Annotated in this window: 15 protein-coding genes; 10 read left to right on the top strand and 5 right to left on the bottom strand. The window is 67.1% G+C overall.

Features of this window, described 5'->3' with window-relative positions; translation table 11 throughout:
• Positions 1-232: 232 nt before the first annotated feature.
• The 3 genes from FHR96_RS17490 to FHR96_RS17480 form a co-directional block, all read right to left on the bottom strand.
• Positions 233-1,822, bottom strand: coding sequence for a peptide chain release factor 3 (locus FHR96_RS17490; RefSeq protein ID WP_183389012.1), 1,590 nt, complete (start codon positions 1,820-1,822; stop codon positions 233-235).
• Between the two features lie 213 nt (positions 1,823-2,035).
• Positions 2,036-2,194: a YqaE/Pmp3 family membrane protein gene (locus tag FHR96_RS17485; RefSeq protein WP_183389011.1), complete on the bottom strand. Its 159-nt coding sequence runs from the start codon at positions 2,192-2,194 to the stop codon at positions 2,036-2,038.
• A 231-nt stretch (positions 2,195-2,425) separates the two neighbouring features.
• The gene (locus FHR96_RS17480) at positions 2,426-2,731 is read right to left on the bottom strand and encodes a hypothetical protein (RefSeq protein ID WP_183389010.1); all 306 of its coding nucleotides are present in this window, start codon (positions 2,729-2,731) and stop codon (positions 2,426-2,428) included.
• Between the two features lie 244 nt (positions 2,732-2,975).
• On the opposite strand from FHR96_RS17480, the gene FHR96_RS17475 reads away from it, so the two are divergent.
• Positions 2,976-3,851 (top strand): formate/nitrite transporter family protein, encoded by an 876-nt coding sequence (locus FHR96_RS17475; protein WP_183389009.1) that lies wholly within the window; start codon positions 2,976-2,978, stop codon positions 3,849-3,851.
• 29 nt (positions 3,852-3,880) lie between these two features.
• Here FHR96_RS17475 and cysQ read toward each other — a convergent pair whose 3' ends face one another.
• On the bottom strand, positions 3,881-4,756 hold the full coding sequence (gene cysQ / locus FHR96_RS17470; protein ID WP_343066378.1) for a 3'(2'),5'-bisphosphate nucleotidase CysQ: 876 nt from the start codon (positions 4,754-4,756) through the stop codon (positions 3,881-3,883).
• Positions 4,750-5,415, bottom strand: coding sequence for an SDR family oxidoreductase (locus tag FHR96_RS17465; protein WP_183389008.1), 666 nt, complete (start codon positions 5,413-5,415; stop codon positions 4,750-4,752). Before FHR96_RS17465 ends, cysQ begins: the two co-directional genes overlap by 7 nt.
• Positions 5,416-5,653: 238 nt before the next feature.
• Here FHR96_RS17465 and FHR96_RS17460 point away from each other — a divergent pair, with 238 nt between their 5' ends.
• The 9 genes from FHR96_RS17460 to FHR96_RS17425 all read left to right on the top strand — a co-directional run bounded on the left by FHR96_RS17460 (position 5,654) and on the right by FHR96_RS17425 (position 24,215).
• The gene (locus FHR96_RS17460) at positions 5,654-7,696 is read left to right on the top strand and encodes a capsular polysaccharide biosynthesis protein (RefSeq protein ID WP_343066377.1); all 2,043 of its coding nucleotides are present in this window, start codon (positions 5,654-5,656) and stop codon (positions 7,694-7,696) included.
• A 1-nt stretch (position 7,697) separates the two neighbouring features.
• The gene (locus FHR96_RS22495) at positions 7,698-8,936 is read left to right on the top strand and encodes a capsule biosynthesis protein (protein WP_246393015.1); all 1,239 of its coding nucleotides are present in this window, start codon (positions 7,698-7,700) and stop codon (positions 8,934-8,936) included.
• Positions 8,933-9,706, top strand: a complete 774-nt coding sequence (locus FHR96_RS22490; RefSeq protein WP_343066376.1) for an SDR family NAD(P)-dependent oxidoreductase — start codon at positions 8,933-8,935, stop codon at positions 9,704-9,706. The genes FHR96_RS22495 and FHR96_RS22490 overlap by 4 nt, the downstream gene beginning before the upstream one ends.
• Entirely contained in the window at positions 9,703-11,280 is a 1,578-nt protein-coding gene (locus FHR96_RS17450) for an LTA synthase family protein (protein WP_183389007.1), read from the top strand. Before FHR96_RS22490 ends, FHR96_RS17450 begins: the two co-directional genes overlap by 4 nt.
• Complete coding sequence (locus FHR96_RS17445) at positions 11,277-18,830, top strand: type I polyketide synthase (protein WP_183389006.1); 7,554 nt, start codon at positions 11,277-11,279, stop codon at positions 18,828-18,830. The genes FHR96_RS17450 and FHR96_RS17445 overlap by 4 nt, the downstream gene beginning before the upstream one ends.
• Positions 18,827-20,164 carry an aminotransferase class I/II-fold pyridoxal phosphate-dependent enzyme gene (locus FHR96_RS17440; protein ID WP_183389005.1) on the top strand — a complete coding sequence of 446 codons (1,338 nt, stop codon included), beginning with the start codon at positions 18,827-18,829 and terminating at the stop codon, positions 20,162-20,164. The genes FHR96_RS17445 and FHR96_RS17440 overlap by 4 nt, the downstream gene beginning before the upstream one ends.
• A 38-nt stretch (positions 20,165-20,202) precedes the next feature.
• Complete coding sequence (locus tag FHR96_RS17435) at positions 20,203-21,468, top strand: glycosyltransferase (RefSeq protein ID WP_183389004.1); 1,266 nt, start codon at positions 20,203-20,205, stop codon at positions 21,466-21,468.
• A 322-nt stretch (positions 21,469-21,790) separates the two neighbouring features.
• Positions 21,791-22,483: an outer membrane protein gene (locus tag FHR96_RS17430; protein ID WP_183389003.1), complete on the top strand. Its 693-nt coding sequence runs from the start codon at positions 21,791-21,793 to the stop codon at positions 22,481-22,483.
• Positions 22,484-22,997: 514 nt separating this feature from the next.
• Entirely contained in the window at positions 22,998-24,215 is a 1,218-nt protein-coding gene (locus FHR96_RS17425; RefSeq protein WP_183389002.1) for a Hint domain-containing protein, read from the top strand.
• Positions 24,216-24,261 lie beyond the last annotated feature (46 nt).

Below are 24,261 nucleotides of genomic sequence, written 5' to 3'. Positions count from 1 at the left end.
AGCTGGAAGCTGGAAGCTGGAAGCTGGAAGCTGGAAGCTGGAAGCTGGAAGCTGGAAGCTGGAAGCTGGAAGACAGCATGAACCCCGCCATCATCAGGTCAAGGGTTTTCTTCAAGCTTAAGCCCGCGAAGCGGGCGTTCTTCCAGCTCCGGGCAAAGCCCGGCCGGGTTTTCTTCCAGCTTCCAGCTTATGACTTCAAGCTTATAACTTACAGCTCCGGGCGAAGCCCGGGTCAGTGCTCCCGCGTCGGATTGAAGCGAATATCCGGCCAGCGTTCCTGGGTCATCTGCAGGTTGACCCGGGTCGGGGCGATGTAGGTCAGGTAACCGCCGCCGTCGATGGCGAGGTTCTGGCTGGCCTTGCGCTTGAACTCCTCGAGCATCTTGGCGTCGTCGCAGTAGACCCAGCGGGCGGTCTGGACGTTGATCCCCTCGTAGATGCAGTCGACCTTGTACTCTTCCTTGAGGCGGTGGGCGACCACGTCGAACTGCAGGGTACCCACGGCGCCGAGGATCAGGTCGTTGTTGTCCATCGGCATGAACACCTGGGTGGCGCCTTCCTCGGACAGCTGCTGCAGGCCCTTCTGCAGCGCCTTCATGCGCAGCGGATCCTTGAGACGCACGCGCTTGAACAGCTCCGGGGCGAAGTGCGGAATGCCGGTGAAGCGCATGTCCTCGCCCTGGGTGAAGGTGTCGCCGATCTGGATGGTGCCGTGGTTGTGCAACCCGATGATGTCGCCGGGCCAGGCCTCCTCGACGTGGGCGCGGTCCGAGGCCATGAAGGTCAGCGCATCGGCGATCTTGACGTCCTTGCCGATCCGCACGTGACGCATCTTCATGTTCTTCTCGTACTTGCCCGAACAGACCCGCAGGAAGGCGATGCGATCGCGATGGTTGGGGTCCATGTTGGCCTGGATCTTGAACACGAAACCGGTGAAGCGGCCATCCTCGGCTTCCACCTGGCGCAGGTCGGTCTCGCGAGCCTGGGGAGACGGCGCGTACTCGACGAACCCGTCGAGCATCTCGCGCACCCCGAAATTGCCCATGGCGGTACCGAAGTACACCGGGGTCAGCTCGCCGCGCCGGTAGGCTTCCAGGTCGAACGGGTGAGAAGCCCCGCGCACCAGCTCGACCTCCATGCGCAGCTCCTCGGCGGCATCCTCGCCCAGCACTTCGTCGACCTCGGGGCTGTCGAGGCCTTCGATGCGCTTGTCGTCGGGGATGCGGTTGCCCTGCCCCTGGGTGTAGAGGTGGATGACGTCGTTGTAGAGGTGATAGACGCCCTTGAAGTGGCGCCCCATGCCGATCGGCCAGGTCATGGGCGCGCACTGGATGTTGAGCACCTCCTCGACCTCGTCCATCACCTCGATGGGGTCGCGGATGTCGCGGTCCATCTTGTTGACGAAGGTCAGGATCGGGGTAGTACGCAGCCGACAGACCTCCATCAGCTTGATGGTGCGGTCCTCGACGCCCTTGGCGCCGTCGATGACCATCAGCGCCGAATCCACCGCGGTCAGGGTCCGGTAGGTGTCCTCGGAGAAGTCCTCGTGACCCGGCGTATCGAGCAGGTTGACGACGCGTCCGCCGTAGGGGAACTGCATCACCGAGGTGGTCACCGAGATGCCGCGCTCCTGCTCCATCTTCATCCAGTCGGAGGTGGCGTGACGATCGTCGCGCTTGCTCTTCACCGACCCTGCCATCTGGATGGCGTTGCCGAACAGCAGCATCTTCTCGGTGATGGTGGTCTTGCCCGCGTCGGGGTGCGAGATGATGGCAAAGGTCCTGCGAAGCCCGGTTTCACGGGCCTGGGTGGCGTCTGACATTGGGGCTCTGTGCGATTGTATCCTCACCCCTCTACTCGCTCGGCGCGGTATCCCGGGTGATGGTGGGTGTGAATGTGGTGCGGATTGTACCGCCAGCCCCCTCGTCCTGTCTCGACCCTTCGCCCGCTGTGCTCGGCGATCGCTCTTGCAGCGCCGCCGGCCAACGCCGGCGACGGAATCGAATGAGGGAAGATCGGCATTACATCGTTATCGTCAGCGCCGGGCGATGATCCACACCGCATGCACGATGCCGGGAATGTAGCCCAGCAGGGTCAGCAGGATGTTGATCCAGAAGTGCAGGCCCAGGCCGACCTGCAGGAAGACGCCCACCGGGGGCAGCAGGATGGCAAAGATGATACGAATCACGTCCATGAGAAAGCTCCTCGAGATGATGTCAGTCCAAGCATGGACAATACACCACGAGGCTGCGTTCACGCTCCAAACGAATGACGGCCTGGCAGGGCAGCGGCATGCGCGTCTCTAGCGCATGGCCAGGGCGTCGAGTCCCGGGCCGTCGCCGTGGCGGGGATAAAGGAAGTCGGGACAGGCCAGGGATATCGGCGACCCCAGGGGATCGAGCCTGGGACAGGCCCCGAACCGGGGCTAGACGGCGGCGCCGAGGGCAAACCCCAGGCTATCGGTGACGAAATCGAGCACTCGGGGATCCCCGGCGTCGTCGACGTCCACCGCCAGGATGCGCATTCTCAGGATGTCGTCGCCGCGGCTGACATCATGCAGGGGATAGAGCCGGGCACCGGACTGCAGCATCAGGAAGATGCCGCGCCGCGGATCCAGCCCGACGCCGCGCAGCGACTCGCCGCGGGGTACGACGAACACCACGTCGGGAGCGGCAGCGCCGCGTTGGTTCAGCTGATGCAAGGGAAGCCGCTCGACCTGTACATGACACATGTGACCGCCTCCGGCTGACCATCAATGGACCTATACCATAGTCCAAAGGCAGGAGGGTGGTAGGTGACGAGTGGATGAAAATTTTGCGTCCATCGGGATATCGAACAGCGGTCGATATCCGGCCGCCCGGAACGGAGCGCCGGGCAGCGGTGATCCGGGTGACACGACCGCGGTGGCCTGGGTAACGCACCTCAGTGACTATAGTGTCGAGAGACGCCTTTTCTCGATCACGAGGCCAGCCACCATGGACAAGGCCCCTCTCTTCGGCGACGCCTTTCAGCCCCGGGAGATCGCCCATCGCGTCACCCGCATGGGGGTGGCCAAGGCCCGCGCAGACACCCTCACGCTGGGCGTACTGGCGGTCCTCGCCGGCGCCTTCATCTCGCTGGGCGCGCTGTTCTTCGCCGTGGTGATCACCGGCAGCGAGCTGGGCTTCGGCGTCACACGCCTGCTCGGCGGGCTGAGCTTCAGCCTCGGACTGGTGCTGGTGGTGGTCGCAGGGGCCGAACTCTTCACCGGCAACAACCTGCTGGCGATGGCCTGGGCCAGCGGCGAGATCCGCGGCCGCGAACTGTTGCGCAACTGGGCACTGGTCTATCTCGGCAACGTGGTCGGCTGCCTGGGCACCGTGGGGCTCGCCCTGCTGGCCGACCTGCCATCGCTCGACGGCGGCGCACTGGGCGAGACCCTGATCGGGATCGCCACCGCCAAGGCCTCGCTGTCACCGCTGGCCGCCTTCGCCCGGGGCGTACTGTGCAACGTGCTGGTGTGCCTGGCCGTGTGGCTGGCCATGGGCGGGCGCAGCGTCAGCGACCGCATCCTCGCCATCCTGCTGCCGATCACCGCCTTCGTGGCGCTGGGCTTCGAGCACTCGGTGGCCAACTGGTGCTTCCTGCCGCTGGGCTGGTGGCTGGCGCCGGAGAGCGTGTCGGTCGGCGGTGCGGCGCTCAACCTGGCGACGGTGACCGTCGGCAACGTGGTCGGCGGCAGCCTGCTGGTGGCCGGCGTTTACTGGATCGCCTATCTACGCTCGCCCGAAGGCAACGGCGCCCCCGACAGTAATGGCGCCCCGCCCGGCACAACGAAAGGCGAAAAGGACCAGGACAGAACGCCGCGCTGAGGCGACTCGGACGCTCTCTCAGCCCCCTCTCAGCTCCCGTCCCCGCTCCCATCGGCCTCGGCCAGGCTCGCGGCCAGCGCCTGCTCCCAGCGAGCGTCTCGGTGGCCGCAGACGATGAAGTCGGGATTGAGCAGCGACGCCTGGCGGTTGCAGCGCAGCGGCAGCAGGCTCCTGGCCGCCAGCACCTCGCCGCCGGCGGCCGTCACCACCGCCTGGCCCGCCGCCGTATCCCATTCGCAGGTCGGCCCGAAGCGGGGATAGAGATCCACGACGCCCTCGGCCACCAGGCACAGTTTCAGTGAACTCCCGCGCGAGAGGAACTCATGATCCGGCAATCGCGCGCGGAAGGCCGTCAGCGCCGCCAGCCCGTGCGAGCGACTGCCCACGATGCGCCAGGGCGTCTCATCCGGAGCCGGCAGCGGGCGGACCCGGATCGCCCTCTCTTCACCAGCCTCGCACCGCCAGGCCCCATCGCCGACCTGCCCGCACCAGCTCAGGCCGAGAGCCGGCGCATGCACGATGCCGAACACCGGCACGCCGTCCTCGACCAGCGCCAGGTTCAGCGTGAAGTCGTCGCTGCGCTTGATGAACTCCTTGGTCCCGTCCAGCGGGTCGACCAGCCAGTAGCGGCGCCAGCCACGACGAACGGCATAGGGCGCGACCGTCGACTCTTCGGAGAGCACCGGCACCCCGGGGGTCAGCTTGGCGAGCAGATCGTCCAGGGCATGATGGGCCAGCATATCGGCCTCGGTGACCGGGCTGTCGTCAGCCTTGGTCTCGACCGAAAAGCCGCGCCGATAGATCGCCAGCACCGACTCGCCGATGGTCTCCACGCCCGCCATCAGGCGCTCACGCAGCCCGGGGGCGACGAAGACGCCCCCGGCCGATTGGTCGGATATCACCACGGCAGGGGCTCGCCGTTGCTGTGCCAGAAGCCGCCGCTGGTCGACAGCGTCAGCGCCTCGATGCGCTCGGCCAGCCCCGTCGCGGCCTCCTCGGGGCTGATCAGGCCTCCGAAGTTGACCATGCGGGTCTGAACGTAGCCCGGGTGCAGCTGCGCGACGGCGATGCCCCGCGGCGCCAGGTCCACGGCCAGCGACTTGCCGAAGGCGTTCAAGGCCGCCTTGGAGGCGCGATAGCCATAGCGGCCCCCGGAATCGTTGTCGGCGATCGATCCCATGCGGCTGGTGATGTTGGCGATCTTGGCGCCCTCGCCCAGGCACGGCAGCAGCGCCTCCACCACCCGCAGCGGCGCGTAGGCATTGACCTCCATCTGCGCTCGAATGGCGTCGAAGTCGAGTTCGCCCAGCGCCTCGTCGTGCAGCATGCCGGCATTGTTGATCAACAGCTCGAGAGACTGCCCCTCCAACGCCTCGGCCAGTTTCCGGACATCTTCCTCCCGGGTCACATCGATGCCCTCGATGACCCGGGACGCTGCCTCGGCCAGCTCGAAGGAGGCCTCGCGGCAAACGCCGATGACCTCCCACCCCGCCGCGCGATAGTGACGCGCCAGCGCCAGGCCGACGCCGCGATTGGCGCCGGTGATCAAGACAGTAGACGTCATGGTTCTTACTCCCAGTGATACCACTTGGTACAGCGATGGCACTCAGTGCCAGGGTGACGCTGAATGCCTGATGACACTCGGTACGGCAGCGACACACCGTACGCGAGAATTCTACCTCACGCCCAGGCTGTCGCGGAGGATGACGCGTCACAGAGCGCGCGACGTCATGCCGACGCACGGCGATACCTGTACAATGCCCGCCGACACAAGGATTGAATGAGCACAGAAAGGACGACCCTTGGCTCCGCAACGCGACGCTTCCACCACCAGCAGGCGCCAGGCGCTCGTCGCCACGCGACGAATGCTCGAATTGCCGACGCTGCGAGCCTGCCTCACCGAATTCGACGACCTGGCTCTCCTGCGCCGAGGTCGCGTGCGCCGCGCCGATGCCATCCTGGGCTGGGGGCTGAAGCCCAGCGCGGCGCCTGCCCGGCGGTTGGCCGAACGTCACGAACGCCCCTACGTCGCCGTCGAGGACGGTTTCCTGCGCTCCTGGGGACTCGGCGTGCAAGGCCATGCGCCGCATAGCCTGGTCGTCGATCATCGCGGCATCTACTACGACGCGACCCGCCCGTCGGATCTCGAGCAACTGATCCTGGAGGCCCGTTTCGACGAGGCGGAGCTGGAGCGTGCCGACCGCTGCATGGCGCAACTCCGGCAACTGCGGCTCTCCAAGTACAACCACGCCCCGGACCGCGCGCTGGAACATACAGCGACGCCGCGCGTGCTGGTGGTCGACCAGACGGCCGGCGACGCCTCCATTCCGGCGGGGCTGGCCAATGCCGACAGCTTTCGTCGCATGCTGGATGAAGTGCTGCACGCCCATCCCGACGCCGAGATCCTGGTCAAGGTTCACCCCGACGTCATCGCCGGCAAGAAGGATGGCCACCTGGCCGACGCGGCTCGGCACCCGCGCTGCCGACTGATCGGCGAAGACCTCAATCCCTGGGCCCTGCTGGATGCCGTGGACAGCGTGCATGTGGTCACCAGCCAGCTCGGCTTCGAGGCGCTGCTCGCCGGCAAGCGCGTCGTCTGTCACGGCATGCCGTTCTACGCCGGCTGGGGGCTGACCGAAGACCGCATCGACTGCCCTCGCCGAGGCCATCCGCGCACCCTGCGCCAGCTGTTCGCCGCCGCCTACCTGCGCTACGCCCGCTACGCCAACCCCTACACCGGCAGCGCCACGACGCTCGAGGCCACCATCGACCTCATCGCCGACCAGAAGCGCCAGCAGGAGCGCCTGGCCGGACGCTGGGTCACCTACGAGCTGTCGGGCTGGAAGCGCGGATTCGTCCCCGACTTTCTCGGCGCCGAATCGACGTACCGCCATCGTCGCCGCGGACAGCCGCCGGAGGGCGCCATCACCGGAGAGCGGGTGCTGAGCTGGGCCAGCCGCACCCCGCCGGGCAGCGAGCAAGCCTGCCGGCAGCGCGGCACGCCACTGTGGCGGATGGAAGACGGTTTCGTGCGCTCGGTGGGGCTGGGCGTCGACCTCACGCGGCCGCTGTCCCTGGTCCTGGATGCCCGGGGCATCTATTACGATGCGGGCCAACCCAGCGACCTGGAGGCGCTGCTCCAGCACACTCGCTTCGACGACCCACTGCGTCAGCGAGCCGCCGCCCTTCGCCAGCGCCTGCTCAGCCTGAAGCTGACCAAGTACAACGTCGCCGGCGAGCCGCTGCCGGCGATGCCCGACGGCCAGCGCCGGCTACTGGTGCCCGGCCAGGTCGAGTCGGATGCCTCCATTGCCCACGCCACCCATGACGTGCGCACCAACAGCGACCTGGTGCGGGCCGTGCGCCGGGCCAATCCCGATGCCCTGCTCATCTACAAGCCGCATCCCGACGTGACGTCAGGCGCGCGCATCGGCGAGCTCGATGACGTCGCCCGCGCGCTGGTGGACATCGAGGCACGCCATGCCGATATCGCCGCCCTGCTGGACAGCGTCGACGAGATTCATACCATGTGCTCGCTGGCCGGCTTCGAGGGACTGTTGCGCGAGCGCAAGGTGGTGACCTACGGCTTGCCCTTCTATGCGGGATGGGGGCTGACCGAAGACCGGCTGCACTGCGAGCGGCGCGGCCGGCAGCTGACGCTCGACGAACTGGTGGCCGCCACCCTCATCCTCTATCCGCTGTACGTCGACCCGCGCAGCCGCCAGCTGTGCAACGCCGAGACGGCCATTGCCCTGCTGGAGCAGCAGCGCGCCCGGGGCCGCAGGCTCGCGTGGAAGACGCGTCTCTATCGCCATTACCGCAACATTTTCATCGGAAAGCATTGATTTGACCTCATCACGACGCTCCTTCCTGTTCCTGCAGGGCGTATGCTCGCCCTTCTTCCAGCAACTCGGCCAACGATTGACCGAGGATGGGCACCGTGTCACCAAGGTTCATTTCAATGGCGGCGACCTCGCCTACTGGTCACCCAAGAGCGGCAAGAGCCACCTGTTCCGGGGCAAGCTGAGCGAACTGCCGGCCTTTCTCGACACCCTGCGCCAGCAATGCGACGTGACCGACCAGGTGATCTTCGGCGACGAAAGGCCCGTTCATCGAACCGCGATTCGCGACGCACGCCGCCAGGGCGTGCGCAACCAGATCCTGGAAGAGGGCTATTTCCGCCCGTTCTGGGTCACCGTGGAACGCGAGGGCGTCAACGGCCATTCCCTGCTGCCGCTGGACGCCGACTGGTTCCGCGACGCCGCGGCCGCCCTACCGGCGCCCGAAGCTCCCCGACGCTTCCGCTCGCCCTTCCGGCTGCGTGCCGGCCACGACGTGCTCTACCACCTGGCGGGGCTGGGCAACCCGCTGCTCGCCCCGCACTACCGCAACCACGCACCGGTCACGGCCCCCATCGAATATGCCGGCTATCTCAAGCGACTCACCCAGCTACGCTGGTGGAAGCGTCGAGACGCCGCCCGCATCGCCCGACTGGTCGAGGCCAGGACCCCGTTCTACGTCCTCCCGCTGCAGCTCAACGGCGACGCCCAGATCCGCCATCACTCGCCGTTCTCGAACATGGAAGAGGTCATCGAGTGCGTCATGGCGTCCTTCGCTCGCAGCGCGCCGAGCGACAGCCTGCTGTGCATCAAGAACCACCCCCTGGACATGGGGCTCGAGGACTACGCCGGCAAGATCCGACGCCTCGCCCAGCGTTACGACGTGGCAGAGCGCATCGTCTACCTCGAGTCGGGCGATCTGAACGCCCTGCTCGCCGCCGCTCGGGGCACCGTCACCGTCAACAGCACCTCAGGCATCGTGGCCCTCGAGCATCGCTGTCCCACCATCGCCTTGAGCCAGCCGATCTACCGGCTCCCGGGACTCACCTTCGAAGGCGACCTGGACGACTTCTGGCGCCACGCCACGCCACCCGACGACACCCTGTTCCGCTGCTTTCACAAGGTCGTGATGCACACCACCCAGCTCAACGGCGGCTATTACTGTCGCACCGGCATGGCCCTGGCGATCGACAACGTCGCCCGCCGGCTGGAAGCCGAGACATCCCCCCTGGAGGCCCTGCTGTGACGTCGCAAGCCACTGACCGCACATTGCTCATCACCGGCGCGACCGGTGCCATCGGTAGCGCGCTGGCCCGGCACTATGCCACCCCGGGCACCCACCTGATCCTCCACGGCCGCCGCCTGGAACGGCTCGGCTCGCTGGGCGACGAATGCCGGGCCGCCGGCGCCGCCGTCACCCTCGGTGATGCGGATCTCACCGACGACGAGGCCCTGGCCCACTGGCTCGACGGCCTGCCGCTACCCGACATGGTGATCGCCAACGCCGGGCAGAATACCCATGCCGCCAAGGGCCAGCCCATGGAGGACTGGGACGCCTCCCGCCGGCTGCTCGACATCAACCTGCTCAGCCCCATGGCGATGGCCCATCACCTGGCCCCGCGCATGATCGAGCGCGGCAGCGGCCATCTGGTGTTCCTCAGCTCGCTGGCGGCCTGGCACGGCCTGCCGTTGACGCCCAGCTACAGCGCCAGCAAGGCCGGCATCAAGGCCTATGCGGAGGGCCTGCGCGGCTGGCTGGCGCCGCGCGGCGTCGATGTCAGCGTGATCATGCCAGGCTACGTCAGCTCGGCGATGTGCGACGCCATGCCCGGCCCCAAGCCCTGGAAGATGACGCCCGAGCGGGCCGCCACGCGCATCGCCCGTGGCATTGCCGCCAGGCGCGCCAGGGTCAGCTTTCCCTTTCCCCTCAACTGGGGCTGCTGGTGGCTGGCCGTGCTGCCGGCCGGCATCTCCCAGCGGCTGCTGAAACTGGCCGGCTACGGGAGGCGCCGATGATCGTGTCCCTGCTGCTACCCTGGCTGGCGGGCCTGGCCATCGGCCAGGCCATGGAACGGCTGCTGCGCCCGCGCGTCCCCCCAGCCTGGCGCCGCCATGCCAGCACCTGGATCGTCGAGCTGGCCACCTGGACGCTGCTGTTCGGCCTGTTCACCCTGGTCCTGCAGCGTCCGTGGTTCGCGATGGCCTTCGTGCTGTCGCTGCTGCTGGTCGTGGTGCAGTCCAGCAACACCAAGTGGGACACCCTGCGCGAGCCTTTCATCTGCCACGATTTCGAGTACTTCGTGGATGCCATTCGTCATCCGCGCCTCTATGTGCCCTTCTTCGGCATCTGGCTCGCCCTGGGCGCCACCATCGCCGGCGCACTCGCCATCGCCGCGTTCCTGTGGCTGGAACCCTCGCCGGCGAGCCGCTACGGGCTGCTCGCCAGCGTGAAGGCCGAACTGTTGCTGGTGGTTCCCGCCGGGCTGGCGCTGGCGCTCGGCGTGCCGCGCCTGCCCCGCTGTTCGCTGAACCCCGCCGACGACCTGCAACGCCTGGGCCTGTACGCCAGCCTGTGGGCCTACGGGCGACTCGCCGCCCGCCCCTGGACACCTCCCGACGCCACCGCGTTCGCGCTTCCCGAGGAGCCCGTCCCCGCGGAGACGCTGCCCCACGTGGTGGCGGTGCAGAGCGAATCCTTCTTCGACCCCCGCAGTTGGATCGACGGGCTCGCCCCCGAACTGCTCGAACATCACGACGCCCTGCAAGAGACGGCCACACAGCACGGCAGGCTGTCGGTTCCCGTGTGGGGCGCCAACACCGTGCGCACCGAGACGGCCTTTCTCACCGGCCTGGAAGGCTCGGCCCTTGGCATCCACCAGTTCAATCCCTACCACCAGTTGACCCAACACGCGGTGCCGAGCCTCGCCAACGCCATGCGCGAGCTGGGCTATCGCACGGTCTGCGTGCATCCCTATCCGGCCAGTTTCTACGGCCGCGACAAGGTCATGCCGAACCTCGGCTTCGATGAGTTCCTGGACATCGACGCCTTCTCCGACGACGACCGCTGCGGGCAATACATCGGCGATCTGGCGGTCGCCGAAATGGTTGGCGTGCTACTGCAGGATCAGGATAATAAGCCTTTATTCGTATTCGTGATCACCATGGAGAACCATGGTCCGCTGGACCTGGACACCTGGGGCGCCACCACCGACCTGGCCCAGCTGGCACCGGACGTCGCCACCTGGCCCGAGGACGGCAGCGAGCTGCACAGCTACCTCGCCCACCTGCGCAACGCCGATCGCATGATCGCCGGCCTGCGCCAGACGCTGGCCAGTACCGAGCGCGACGGCATGCTGTGCTGGTACGGTGACCACGTCCCGATCATGCCCAACGCGTATCGGCATTTCGGCGCACCGGTGGGCGAGACGCCCTATACCATCTGGTCATCGCGCCGCCCACGTCGCCCCCAGGACGAGACGCCACTAAGGGCCGATCAACTGGGCGCGGCCTTGTGGCAAAGCGTCCTCGCCGCAAGCCGCCAGGCGCCGATCACGGAAGGCCGGCAACAGAACCATCAGGAGCAAGCATGACAAAACGCGTTGCCATCATCGGCGCCGCCCATCGTTTTCCCGGCACCACCCCTGAACGGTTCTGGCAGGATCTGCAAGACGAGCGGGATCTCGTCACCCAGGTCGCGGAGGATCGCTGGAGCCACGACAGCTTCCTCCACGCCAACAAGCGACACCCGGGCACCAGCATCACCTTCGCCGCCGGCAGCCTGGGCGACATCGACGGCTTCGACGCCGCCTTCTTCGGCATTTCTCCCCGCGAAGCCGCCCATATGGATCCCCAGCAGCGCATGCTCCTGGAGCTCGCCTGGGAAGCCATGGAAGATGCCGGCCTCAAGCCCTCCGACATGCGTGGCAGCCGCTGCGGCGTGTTCGTCGGTATCGCCAGCCTGGACCACTCCTTCCGCATGGCCGACGACCTGGAGGCCGTCGACGCCTCCACCGCGACCGGCAACGCCTCCAGCATCGCCTCCAACCGGCTGTCGTACCTCTTCGACCTGCACGGGCCGAGCATGTCGCTGGATACCGCCTGCTCGTCCTCGCTGGTGGCCTTTCATCAGGCCTGCCAGGCGATTCGCTCCGGCGAGACCGACACCGCCCTGACCGGCGGCATCAGCCTGCACCTGCACCCCTACGGCTTCCTGGTGTTCTCCAAGGCCAGCATGCTGTCGCCGAACGGGCGCTGCCGCGTGTTCGATGCCGATGGCGATGGCTACGTGCGCTCCGAGGGCGCCGGGCTGTTCATGCTCAAGGACCTCGACAAGGCGCTGGAGGATGGCGACCGCATCCTGGCGGTGGTGGCCGGCTCGGCGGTGAACACCGACGGTCACAAGTCCGGCCTCACCGTGCCCAACCCCGAGGCGCAGATCGCCCTGATGCGCGAGGCCTACGACAAGGCCGGCATCGCCCCGGACGACATCGACTACCTGGAGGCCCACGGCACCGGCACCGCCGTCGGCGATCCCATCGAGACGCGCGCCATCGGCCAGGCACTGGGCACCCGCCGCGCCACGCCGCTGCCCATCGGCTCGGTGAAAAGCAACCTCGGCCACCTGGAGACCGCCTCGGGCGCCGCCGGCCTGGCCAAGGCGCTGTACAGCCTGCGCCACCGCGAGGTGCCCGCGACCATCGGCCTGAAGACGCCCAACCCGCGCATCGACCTCGACGGCTGGAATCTCGACATCGTGACCAGGGCGCGCCCCCTCAAGCCGGAGGGGCGCCTGGTCATCGGCGTCAACTCCTTCGGTTTCGGCGGCGCCAACGCCCACGTGATCCTGGAGAGCCCGCCGGAGGTCGTGCCCGCGCCCGCCCCGAGCGTGGATGCCGCGCTGCCCCTGCGTTTCTCGGCGAAAAGCGCCCCCGCGCTGAGAGCCATGGCCGGGCGTCTGGCCGAATGGCTGCGCGAGCGCGAAGACGACGACTTCTACGACATCGCCTACACCCTGCAGCACCGCCGCGAACGGCACCCCGAGGGTGCCCTGCTGTTTGCCCACGACAGGCAGGAGGCGGCCCGCATCCTGGCGGCCTACGCCGAGGCCGACGACACCAGCCGACTGGCCCTCGGCCAGCACGTCGAGAACGCCAGCGGTCCGGTCTTCGTCTACAGCGGCAACGGCTGCCAGTGGGAGACCATGGGCCGCGACCTGCTCGAGCACTCTCCCCGCTTCGCCGCCGCCGTCGACGAGGTGGATGCGCTGTTCCAGCAGCACGGCGACTTCTCCCTGCGGGCCGAACTGGAAGGCCACAACGGGCAGGAGCGGTTCCAGCGCACCGAGATCGCCCAGCCGGCACTGTTCGCCGTGCAGGTCGGGATCACCGAACTGCTTCGCGAGCAGGGCATCGAGGCCAGCGCGGTGACCGGGCACAGCGTCGGCGAAGTCGCCGCGGCCTGGGCCTGCGGCGCGCTGTCGCTGGCCGACGCGGTCAAGGTCATCCATCGCCGCAGCCACTTCCAGGGCCAGACCCGTGGCCTCGGCGAGATGACCGCCGTGGGCCTCGGCGAGGCCGACCTCGGCGCCTGGCTCGAGCTCCCCGAGTTCAATGAGCTGGTCATCGCCGGCATCAACAGCCCCAAGGGCGCGACGCTGGCCGGCCCGCCGGACAGCCTCGGACGGCTGGAAGCCCGGCTCGCCGCCGAAGGCGTGTTCGCCAAGCGCCTGCCGCTGGACTACGCCTTCCATAGCCCGGCGATGGATGGCATCGAGCAGGGCCTCATCGACGCCCTGCAGGGGCTCGCGCCAAGCGCCGGCGCCATCCCCTTCGTTTCCACCGTGACCGGCACCATGCTCGCCGGCACCAGCCTCGATCCGACCTACTGGTGGCGCAACATTCGCGAGCCGGTACTGTTCGGCAACGCCGTGGGCGAACTGGTCGAGCAGGGCCACAACACCTTCATCGAGATCGGCGCGCATCCGATCCTGCGTCGCTATCTCAACGAGATCCTGCGCGACAAGGATCGCCAGGGCCTGGTCATCGACACCCTCGATCGCCAGCGCCCCGGCGAGCAGTGCCTGCGCGACGCCGCCGGCAAGACGCTGCTGTCCGGCGCCTCCACGGCGCTGGACCGCTACTTCCCGGTGGAGGGCCGCCTGGCCGACCTGCCGCGCTATCCCTGGCAGCGCGAGCGCTACTGGGTGCAGGGCACCACCGATGGCCAAGGCCTGCTGAGTCGCCATTACGAGCACCCGCTGCTCGGCTATCGCCTCGCCCAGCAGTCGCATACCTGGGAGAGCCAGCTCGACACCGGCCGCCTGCCCTGGCTGGCCGATCACGTCGTCGGGGAAGGCGCGGTGTTCCCCGGTGCCGGCTTCCTCGAACTGGCGCTGGCCGCCGCCCGCCACGAGCACGACAGCGAGCTCATCGACATCGAGGAACTGGAGATCCAGGCGCCGCTGCTGCTCGACGGCGCCAACGGTCGCCGCACCCGCACCCGCCTGGCACCGGAAAGCGGCCACATCGAGGTGCTCTCCCGGGAGCCGGTCACCGGCCAGGAATGGCAGCGCCACGCCGTCGCCCGGGTCATGCAGCAGAGCCGCGGCTTCCAGCTGCGCCGCCGGCCTCCCGCGCTGCCCGAGCGCGACCCGGACTTCCGGCTCACCGACCATCTCGCCATGGCTGAGGCGATCGGCCTGCACTACGGCCCCGCCTTCCAGGCCATCGGCCATGGCTGGGTGGAAGGCCACAGCGTGATCGGCGAGATCAACCTCCCCGAGGTCATCGAGCGCGAGCTCGAACATGGCTACCTGCATCCGGGCATCCTCGACAGCGCCTTCCAGCTGTTCATCCCGCTGCTGGCGCAAGAGGGCCTGACCGACGAAGGGCTGGCCTTCGTCCCGGTACGCGTCGGCCGCCTGCAGTGGCGCGCCGACGGCGCCCGCCCGGCCCTGACGCACGCCCGCCTGCTCAAGCGCGCGCCGCACTCCTTCACCGCCGACTTCGAGCTGTTCGATGCCGAAGGTCGAGCGATCGCCGTGCTCAGCGAGACGCGCTTCAAGGCGATTCGCCTCAAGCCGCGCCAGACGCCGCACCTGAGCCATCTGGGCGTCTGCCTGACGCCGGCGCCGCGCCGCCAGGCGGCGCCCGACCTGTCGCCGCTCTATGCCGCCATGCCGCAGTTGGTCGATGCCTTTAGCGGCGAGGCGACGCAGCCCTATGCCCAGGAAGTGGACCCGCTGCTCGACGGCCTGGCCGAAGCCTTCGCCGAACGCACCCTGCGCGACACCTGCCATGACGGCGTTCTGACTCGAGCCGACTACCGCACGCTCGTCGGCACCCATCTCAACGCCCGGCCGCTGATCGACCAGCTGCTGCGCCTGCTGGTCGACGCCGGCCGCCTGGCCGCGGATGAACAAGGCTGGACGTTCACCGACGACGAGCAGGACGCCATCGCCCCGGAGCAGATCTGGCGCCTGCTGCAGCGCGACTATCCCGAACACTTCCCGCCCCTGCAGCGGCTCGGCCGCTTCGGCCGCCACCTGCCCGCCCTGCTGAAGGGCCAGGCGCAAGCCGACGACGTGGGCCTGGAGGCCGATGCCCTGAGCGCGCTCACCGCGAGCCTGGTCGGCGAGCGTGGCTGGCGTGCCATCGCCGATATCCTGCTCGACTGCCTGCCGGCGGTGCTCGCGGCACTGCCCGAGGGCCAGCGTCTGAGCGTGCTCGAAGCCGGCCCCACGGCGCCGCTGCTGGGGGAGCGCTTGACCGCGCTGTTCGACCCCGACCGCTGCGACTACCGCGCCATGACCGTGGGCGACGCCGCCCATCAGCACGCCGCGCGCCTGCAGGAGCGCTTCCCCACGATCGCGGTCGAGGCCCTCGACCCGCTCGACGATGGCGCGGCATCGCCGTCGCTGCCGTCGGCCCAGCTGGCGCTGGTCAGCCTGGATGTCACCCATGCCGCCGAGGTCGAACGACTGCTGGACGCCGTGGCGTCGCGTCTCGCCCCCGGCGCCGAACTGCTGCTGGTCGGCATCCGCCCCAGCGCCTGGCTCGACACCCTGCTGGCCACGCCGGGGCTGGACGACGACGCCAGCCCGCGCCGCGTCACCGAGCCCGACGCCGTGATCGACCAGCTGAAACGCCTCGGCGCCAGCGACGTACAGTGCCTATCGCCGCAAGACGACGAGCGCGGCGCCTACCTGTTGCATGCCCGCCTGGCGGAGAGCCCTCAGCTCCAAGAAAAGAGCCCTCAGCTAGGCGAAGAGAGCCCTCAGCTCCAAGAAAAGAGCCCTCAGCCAGGCGAAGAGAGCCCTCAGCTTCAGGAAAAGAGCCCTCAGCTCCCCAACACCGGCGCCGATATCCTGCTGGTGGCCGACGCCGAAGGCAGGCCCTTGGCCGACCAGCTGGCCGAAGGCCTGGCACAGCGTGGCGCCACGGCGACCATCGCCGACGCACCGCCGAGTCCTGAAGCTGCTTCCCCGCAGCGGATCGTCGACCTGCGGCGCGGCGAGGCACGCTGCGAGCAGGCCGCCGACTGGGCGAAAGCATTCGACGACGCCCAGGACGTGAGCCTGTGGCTCGTTACCCGCGGCGTGGCCGGTATGTGGGTGAGCGGTGAAGAGCCAGAAGTGAGTGGTGAGCGGTCAGCACAGAGCAATGGGCAAGTGCCCGGCCCGGATGCGGCGCTGTGGGGCTTCGGCCGGTCGCTGGCCAACGAGGCCCAGGGCTTCACGCTGACCCTGCTCGACCTTCCCGCCGGCGACCCTGCTGACGGACAGGCCGAGATCGGGGAGCCGGTGCTCGCGGCGCTGCTCGACGAGCTGCTGACCCCGGACAGCGAGACCGAAATCGTGCTCAACGAGGACGGCCAGCGCTACGCCACCCGGCTGCGCCCGCTGCCCGCGCCCGGCGCCCATCAGGACGGCAACCGGCGCCAGGCCATGACGCTCGGCTTCGACCTCCCGGGGCAGCTTCGCCACCTGCGCTGGAAGGGTCACGACCTGCCCGCCCCGCAGGCCGGCGAAGTCGAGATCCGCGTGAAGGCCACCGGGCTCAACTTCCGCGACGTCATGTACACCCTCGGCCTGCTGTCCGACGAGGCCATCGAGAACGGCTTCGCCGGCCCGACTCTGGGCCTGGAGTTCTCCGGCATCGTCGAGGCCGTGGGCCCCGAGGTGACCAACGTCGCGGTGGGCGACGCCGTCGTCGGCTTCGGCCCGGCCAGCTTCAGCGACCGGCTGATCGCCCGCCACAACGCCATCGCCCCGCTGCCGGAAGGCGTCGGCTTCGCCGCGGCGGCCACCATCCCGACCACCTTCTTCACCGTCTACTACGCGCTGAAGCACCTGGCGCGCCTGGCGCCCGGAGAGCGGATACTGATTCACGGCGCCGCCGGCGGCGTGGGCATCGCCGCGCTCCAGGTCGCCCAGTGGCTGGGGGCCGAGATCCTTGCCACCGCCGGCAGCGACGAAAAGCGCGACTTCCTGCGCCTGATGGGCGTGGAGCGCATCCACGATTCCCGCGCCCTGACCTTCGCCGAGGAGATCCTCGAGGAGACCCAGGGGCAAGGGGTCGACGTGGTGCTCAACTCCCTGGCGGGTGAGGCCATCCACCAGAACCTCAGGGTGCTGCGGCCGTTCGGGCGTTTCCTGGAGCTCGGCAAGCGCGACTTCTACGAGAACACGCCCATCGGGCTGCGTCCGTTCCGCAACAACCTCAGCTATTTCGGCATCGACTCCGACCAGCTGATGAAAGAGCTGCCCGAGCTGACCGGCGAGCTGTTCGGCGAAATGATGGAGCACTTCCGCGACGGCACCTTCACGCCCCTGCCCTACACCGCCTTCGACAACCACCAGGTGATCGAGGCGTTCCGCTACATGCAGCAGGCGCGGCAGATCGGCAAGGTCGTGGTCACCCACGAACGCTCGCCCGGCGACGCGCCTCATGTCTCGCCCGAGACGCCGCTGGCGCTGAGCGCCGACGCCAGCTACCTGGTCACCGGCGGCCTCGGCGGCTTCGGGCTGCGCACCGCCGAGTGGCTGGCCGAACGCGGCGCCCGGCACCTGATCCTGCTCGGACGCAGCGGCCCGGCCAGCGAGGAGGCCCAGGCCGGCGTGGCCGCCCTCGAGGCCGGCGGCGTGACGGTGTGGGCCGAAGCCTGCGACGTCACCGACCGCGATGCCCTGGGGGCCCTGCTGTCACGAGCCAAGGCCGAGCTGCCGCCGCTGCGCGGCGTCGTGCACGCCGCCACGGTCATCGACGACGGCCTGATCCGCAACCTCGACGCCGAACGCATCCAGCGGGTGCTGGCCCCCAAGATCGACGGCGCCCGTCATCTGGACGACCTCACCCGCGAGCTTGCCCTGGATTTCTTCGTGCTCTACTCCTCGGCCACCACGCTGTTCGGCAACCCCGGCCAGGCCAGCTACGTCGCCGCCAACCACTGGCTCGAGGCCCTGGCCAGCCATCGCCGGGCCCTGGGGCTGCCGGCGACCTGCGTGTGCTGGGGCGCCATCGACGACGTCGGCTTCCTGGCCCGCAACACCCAGACACGCGACGCCCTGCAGGAGCGCCTCGGCGGCAACGCCTTGCCCTCCGCCATGGCCCTGGCGGAGCTCGAGCGACTGCTCGTCCACGGCGGCGAAACGCGCGGCATCCTGGAGCTGGACTGGAGCGCCCTGAGCCGCTTCCTGCCCACCGCCCAGGCGCCGCGCTTCCTGGAGATCGCCCGCCACGGCGAAGACGACGGCCGCCACGACCAGGACGACAGCCTGCTCAAGGCCCTGGCCGAGCTGCCGCCGGAGGCCATGCACGAGGCCATCGTCGACCTGCTGCGCGCTGAGCTTGCCGGCATCCTGCTGATCGAGGAAGACAAGATCGACCCTCAGCGTTCGGTCTACGAGATGGGCTTCGACTCGCTGATGGGGGTGGAGCTGATGACCGCCATCGAATCGCGCCTCGGCGTCCAGGTGCCCGTCATGGTGCTCAGCGAAGCCTCGACCCTGGACAAGCTGGCCGGCGTGCTGATCAACAAGCTGACCCAGTCGGGCGACGCATCGGCAGAGGACGACACCCAGGACATCAACATCGAGACGCTCGCCGAACGTCACGGCGCCAAGGAGGTAGCCTCGTCATGAGTCAACATGCCCGCGACGATCTCAAGCGCCAGCTGCTCTCTCGTTCACGGCGGCGCAGCCGGCCGCAGCCGAGCGATGCCGCATCAACCGACGTTGCAACGAGCCAGCAAGTGCCCGAGCGGTTCGTGCGCTTCGAGGATCATCCCGGCTACCAGCAGATCGCCATGATGCGCGAAGGGGCACGCCGGCTCGGCCTGACGGACCCCTTCTTCAAGCAGCACGAAGGCAATGCGGGCGCCACCACGACCATCGACGGCCGCAACTACATCAACTTCGCCAGCTACAACTATCTGGGCTACTCCGGCGATCCTCGCGTCAACCGCGCGGCCGCCGACGCGGTGGCACACTACGGCAGCTCGGTCTCGGCCAGCCGCATGGTCGCCGGCGAACGCCCCATCCACCAGGCGCTGGAACGCGCCCTGGCCGACGCCTACGACGTCGAGGACGCCGTGGCGTTCGTCAGCGGACATGCCACCAACGTGTCGACGCTGGGCTACCTGCTGGGCCCTCGCGACCTGATCCTCCACGACGAGTACATCCACAACAGCGCCATGGTGGGTGCCCAGCTCTCCGGCGCCAAGCGCATCGCCTTCCCGCACAACGACATCGCCGCCCTCGATGACCTGCTGAGCCGCCATCGCGGCCAGTTCGAACGCGTGCTGATCGTCATCGAAGGTCTCTACAGCATGGATGGCGACGTGCCCGACCTGCCGCGCTTCGTCGAGCTCAAGTCTCGCCACCGGGCCTGGCTGATGGTCGACGAGGCTCACTCCTTCGGCGTGCTCGGCGCCCGCGGCCTGGGGCTGCGCGAACACTTCGATGTGCCAGCGACCGCTGTCGACATCTGGATGGGCACCATGAGCAAGACCCTGGCCGGCTGCGGCGGCTACATCGCCGGCTGCCGTGCCCTGGTCGAAACGCTGCGCCACCTGGCACCGGGCTTTCTCTACAGCGTCGGCATGCCCGCCCAGGTCGCCGCGCCGAGCCTCAAGGTGCTGGAGCTGATGGCCGAAGAACCCGAGCGCATCGCGCGCCTCCAGGACATATCGCGCTATTTCCTGGAACGCGCCCATACCCTCGAACTCGACGTCGGCGACAGCATCGGCGCCGCCGTGGTCCCGGTGATCGTCGGCAGCTCGCCGCTCGCCGCCGGGCTATCCCACGACCTGTTCGAGCGCGGCATCAACGTGCAGCCAATCCTGCACCCGGCGGTGCCAGAGAAGAGCGCGCGGCTGCGCTTCTTCCTGTCCTGCGAGCACACCCGCGGGCAGGTCGATGACACGCTCGCCGCCCTGCAGCAAGCCATGAACCGCCGAGCCGCGGCCCACGCATGAGCCAGGCCTGCATGACCGACGGCCCGCCCGCGGGGCGAATGCGCATTTTGTTCCTGCCGCTTGGCTGGGTGCTTGCGCACACCGCGCGCTGCATCGAGATCGCCAAGGTCCTGCGCCAACGCGGCCATGAGGTCGTGTTTGCCGGCGACGATCCCCGCCACCCCGCCTCTCGGCTATCCCTGGTCGAGCAGGCGGGCTTCCGGCTGGTCTACGCTCGAGAGCCGGACCTGCCCTACGCCTGGGAACGCTACAAGCAGCACGGCTGGCGAGCGGCCGCCTGGGATCTCGCCCACCTGCGCCAATGGGCGCCGCTCGGCAAGATCATCGAGGGGCAACTGGCGGTCATCGAGCGCGAACGGCCGGATCTGGTCGTCGGCGACGCCAGCGTCAGCGCCAGCACGGCGGCCTATATCGCCGGCGTGCCCGTGGCCGGGATCATGAACGCCTATGCGGCGCGCCTGCTGACACCGCGCTCCCCGCTTTATCTGGCCGCACGCGGCTTCGACCGCATCTCGCTGTCGCGCTTCCGCCGGCGCGTCTTCCACCGCCACGGAGTTCCGGAGATCGATGCCCTGGCGCTGCTGCACGCCATGCCGATGCTGTCGCCGGATCTTCCCGGCCTGTATCCGATGCCGGCCCGCTTTCGCGACTATCACATGGTCGGCCCGATCTTCCCCGACCATCCCGCCCCGCTGCCCGACTGGTACGATGAGCTCGACGACGGCACGCCCAATGTCTACATCACCATGGGTTCGACGGGCATGTTCGAGACCTTCCTGAAAGCCGTGTATCCCCGGCTTTCGACGCTGCCATATCGCTTCATCGTCACGACCGGCGGCCAGGTCAGCCAGGACGTCATCGACGCCGCACCGGCTAACTTCCGCCTCACCGACTATGCGCCGGGATCGGCGTTGCTGGCCCACTGCCGAGCCATGATCTTCCACGGCGGCAACGGCACCTTCTATCAGGCCCTGGCGGCCGGCGTGCCGATGCTGGCCCTGCCCTCGCACTACGAACAGCGCCTGAGCGCCCAGATCGCCGTGCGTCACGGCGTCGGGTTACGCATGAAGGCCCGCCGCTTCAGCGTCGACCGGCTGGTCACGTCCCTGACACGCCTGGTCGAGGAGCCTCGCTTCGCCGACGCCGCCGCGCGCTTGGCGCCCCAGGTGCGTGACACCGATGGCGCCGCCAACGCCGCAGATATCCTCGAGCGGATCGCACGAGAAGGCCGACCCGCGGGGATATGCAAGCCTGTGAGCGCCGCTTCGCGGCTGGTGAATGGTGAGCGCGCGACGCGCTTGTGAGTGGTGAGTGCAGCTTGCGGGCTTCGGGCTTCGAGCTTCGAGCTTCGAGCTTTCGGACTCTTCCCTCCTCCCACTCACCCTCCAATAACGAGAAAACTCACACTTACATTTTAAAAAACTCATTCTTGCCTGCGAACAAAGATGAGTTCGCTATGGCGAAATAGCGGTTTTTGTATCAACATGTAACACTATAGATAACTTGTGTGAACATTCCTTGCTAGCTTGAAACTCAACATTCCGGCCTATCGCATGATACTCGACGCTTAGCCGAAGTCGCGACATGGCCTGAATGACCTTCAATAACGGCTAGCAGGGAATCACCATGTCACATCGTATGTGGTTAGGTACTTTCGTGGTGGCATTCATGACCAGCGGTCCATGTGTCGCCGACCTTCGCCCCTATGTTTTCGTCGATGGCGGGATTGCCGACCCGGACCTTAACGGCATCGAGGCGCACTATGAGCGCATGAAGGATGAGGCCAGCAACGCGGGTGGCAATGGAAAGATAGATACCGATGACACGAGCGGTGCCTTTGCGATTGGCGTCGGTATCCAGCCGTATCGGCACTTCGCCATGGAAGTCGGCTACTACGATTTCGGCAGCTATGACATCGAGGGCGCCGGACAATATCTGCGCGGTGAACGGCAGATGTCGGCATCGGGCGATACTCGCACCACCATTGATGGATGGGGCGCACAGGGCATTTTCATCATGCCTTTATCGGAACGTTTCACCGTCCAACTGGGTGCCGGCGCCGCATGGCTCGACACAAGAATAGAGGGGCAATATACGCAATCCGCCACCACGCGGGCCGGCACGCAGACACGCCAGAACGATATCGACAAGACCATGCACGATACCGTGGCTCTGCTCGGCCTGGGAGCGCGCTACCGCATCACTTCCAGCGTTCAACTCAGGGTGGACTATCGATACTTCGGCGGGGTCGGCCAATATACCGACGAACATGGCAGCGAAGTTCAGCTCGTCACGGCGGGAGTTTCCTATCACTTCTGATCTTTCAATCATGTTTTATCTATCGACTTCGGCCCCATCACTCCTGGCGCAAGCCCCATCATGGTGATCCATCTCGGCTGGACAGTCGCCAGGTGCCTAGCCGACCGGGGCTTCCGAGGTTAAGCGCGACGCCATCTCCATCGGGAAATGCCAAGGAATCACCTACGGGGCACCCGCAGGGCATTCACCACTGCCTTGGCTGCTGATGTAGCCCATGGATAGCCAATGTCCTACACGTGCACCTCTTATATCTCAATTAAAAAACAATAAAACGCCACATTAAAAAATCAAACGTCATACTAGCAAATAATCCAAGAGCCTATTTTTATAGGCAATCTCCTACAAGATAACCCTCGCTTCTCTTAGTTTTCTACGTCTAGCCCACCACTAACTTCAAAGAGCGGGCCATATTAGAAAACGCACATGAGAAAAGTTCCTAGAGACTTGCAAAATCTCCGGGACTCCCTCTTGCGTCGCGCCCGCCAACCACAGGGAAGAGAAAGGGGGATGTAGAATGGCCATTCTCAACATCGCACTCGCTGATGGTGAAACTCGAACGATTACACAATCAGATACCGGCGGAGATGCCGACAACACTATCAATATCAATGGACTAGGAAATTCCGAGCTCATCGTCGATGGTACCTCTGCCACACTCGGCAGTATCCTGGATATCCAAGCGGGTGCATCACCGACATTTACCGCCACGAATGGCGGCAGCCTGACGGTTGATCAGGGTCTGCTGAATGTCAGTGGGCTGGATAGCTTTTCTTTCGGCATCGAGGGTAACAGCGATATCACGCTGGATGCCTCCAGCATCAGTACTTTGAGTGGCTTGAGCGATTACAACGTCGACTTCTCCGGTGCAGAGAGCGGCTCATTCACCTTCAACAAGCCAGACGTCGGCCTGCTGGATAGCTACAGCTTCAATGTCACGGGCATGGAAGCCGGCGACGGCCTGAACCTGGGCGGTGGCGACTGGAGCCTGGATGAAGGCGCTCTCGGCACCCAGGACGCCTACCGTGACGGAGCCCTGCATATCACCCAGGGCAGCGCCCTCGCCGGGACGCAGGTCAACGCCAGCATCGAAATGTCGTCGGAACAATACGCGGAGTTCGAGCAGGATCCGGAGGCGTTCCTCTCCGGTGGCACCTTTACCCAGGTCTGCTTCGCGGCCGGCACCATGATCGCAACACCCGAAGGCGAAAAAGCCGTAGAAACCCTGACAACGGGCGACATGGTACTCACCGCCAGTGGTGCCCAGGTGCCGGTGAAGTGGATCGGGCTGCAGACCATGTCCCGCATGAAGGCCGGTAGCCAGGCGCCGGTTCGCATTCGTGAGGGTGCCCTGGGAGCCGATAACCCCACACAGGATCTCATCGTGACGCCCAGCCACGGCATGATCATCGATGGCCTGGTCATCAACGCGGGCGCACTGGTCAACGGCGACACCATCGACTATGTGCCTCACAACGAACTGCCCGACACCGTGACCTACTACCACGTGGAAACCGATAGCCACGAGGTCATCATGGCAAACGGCAGCGCCACCGAAACCTACGTCGACTACATCACCCGTCAGGCATTCGACAACTACGCCGAGTACGTAGCCCTCTACGGTATCGAAACACGTGTCATCGAGATGCCGCGCCCGCGGATCTCATCCCGCCGCCTACTGCCCATGGCCTTGCGACAGCGCCTGGGAATCCAGGACGCCTTCATGACCGCCTGACCCGGCGACAAACAGAAGCTCCGCGACAGATCGGTCAGGCACTGCC

The organism is Halomonas organivorans (assembly GCF_014192055.1).
Classification (GTDB): domain Bacteria; phylum Pseudomonadota; class Gammaproteobacteria; order Pseudomonadales; family Halomonadaceae; genus Halomonas; species Halomonas organivorans.
Note: the sequence above shows the minus strand (reverse complement) of the source record. Positions and strands in the feature narration are given on the sequence as shown.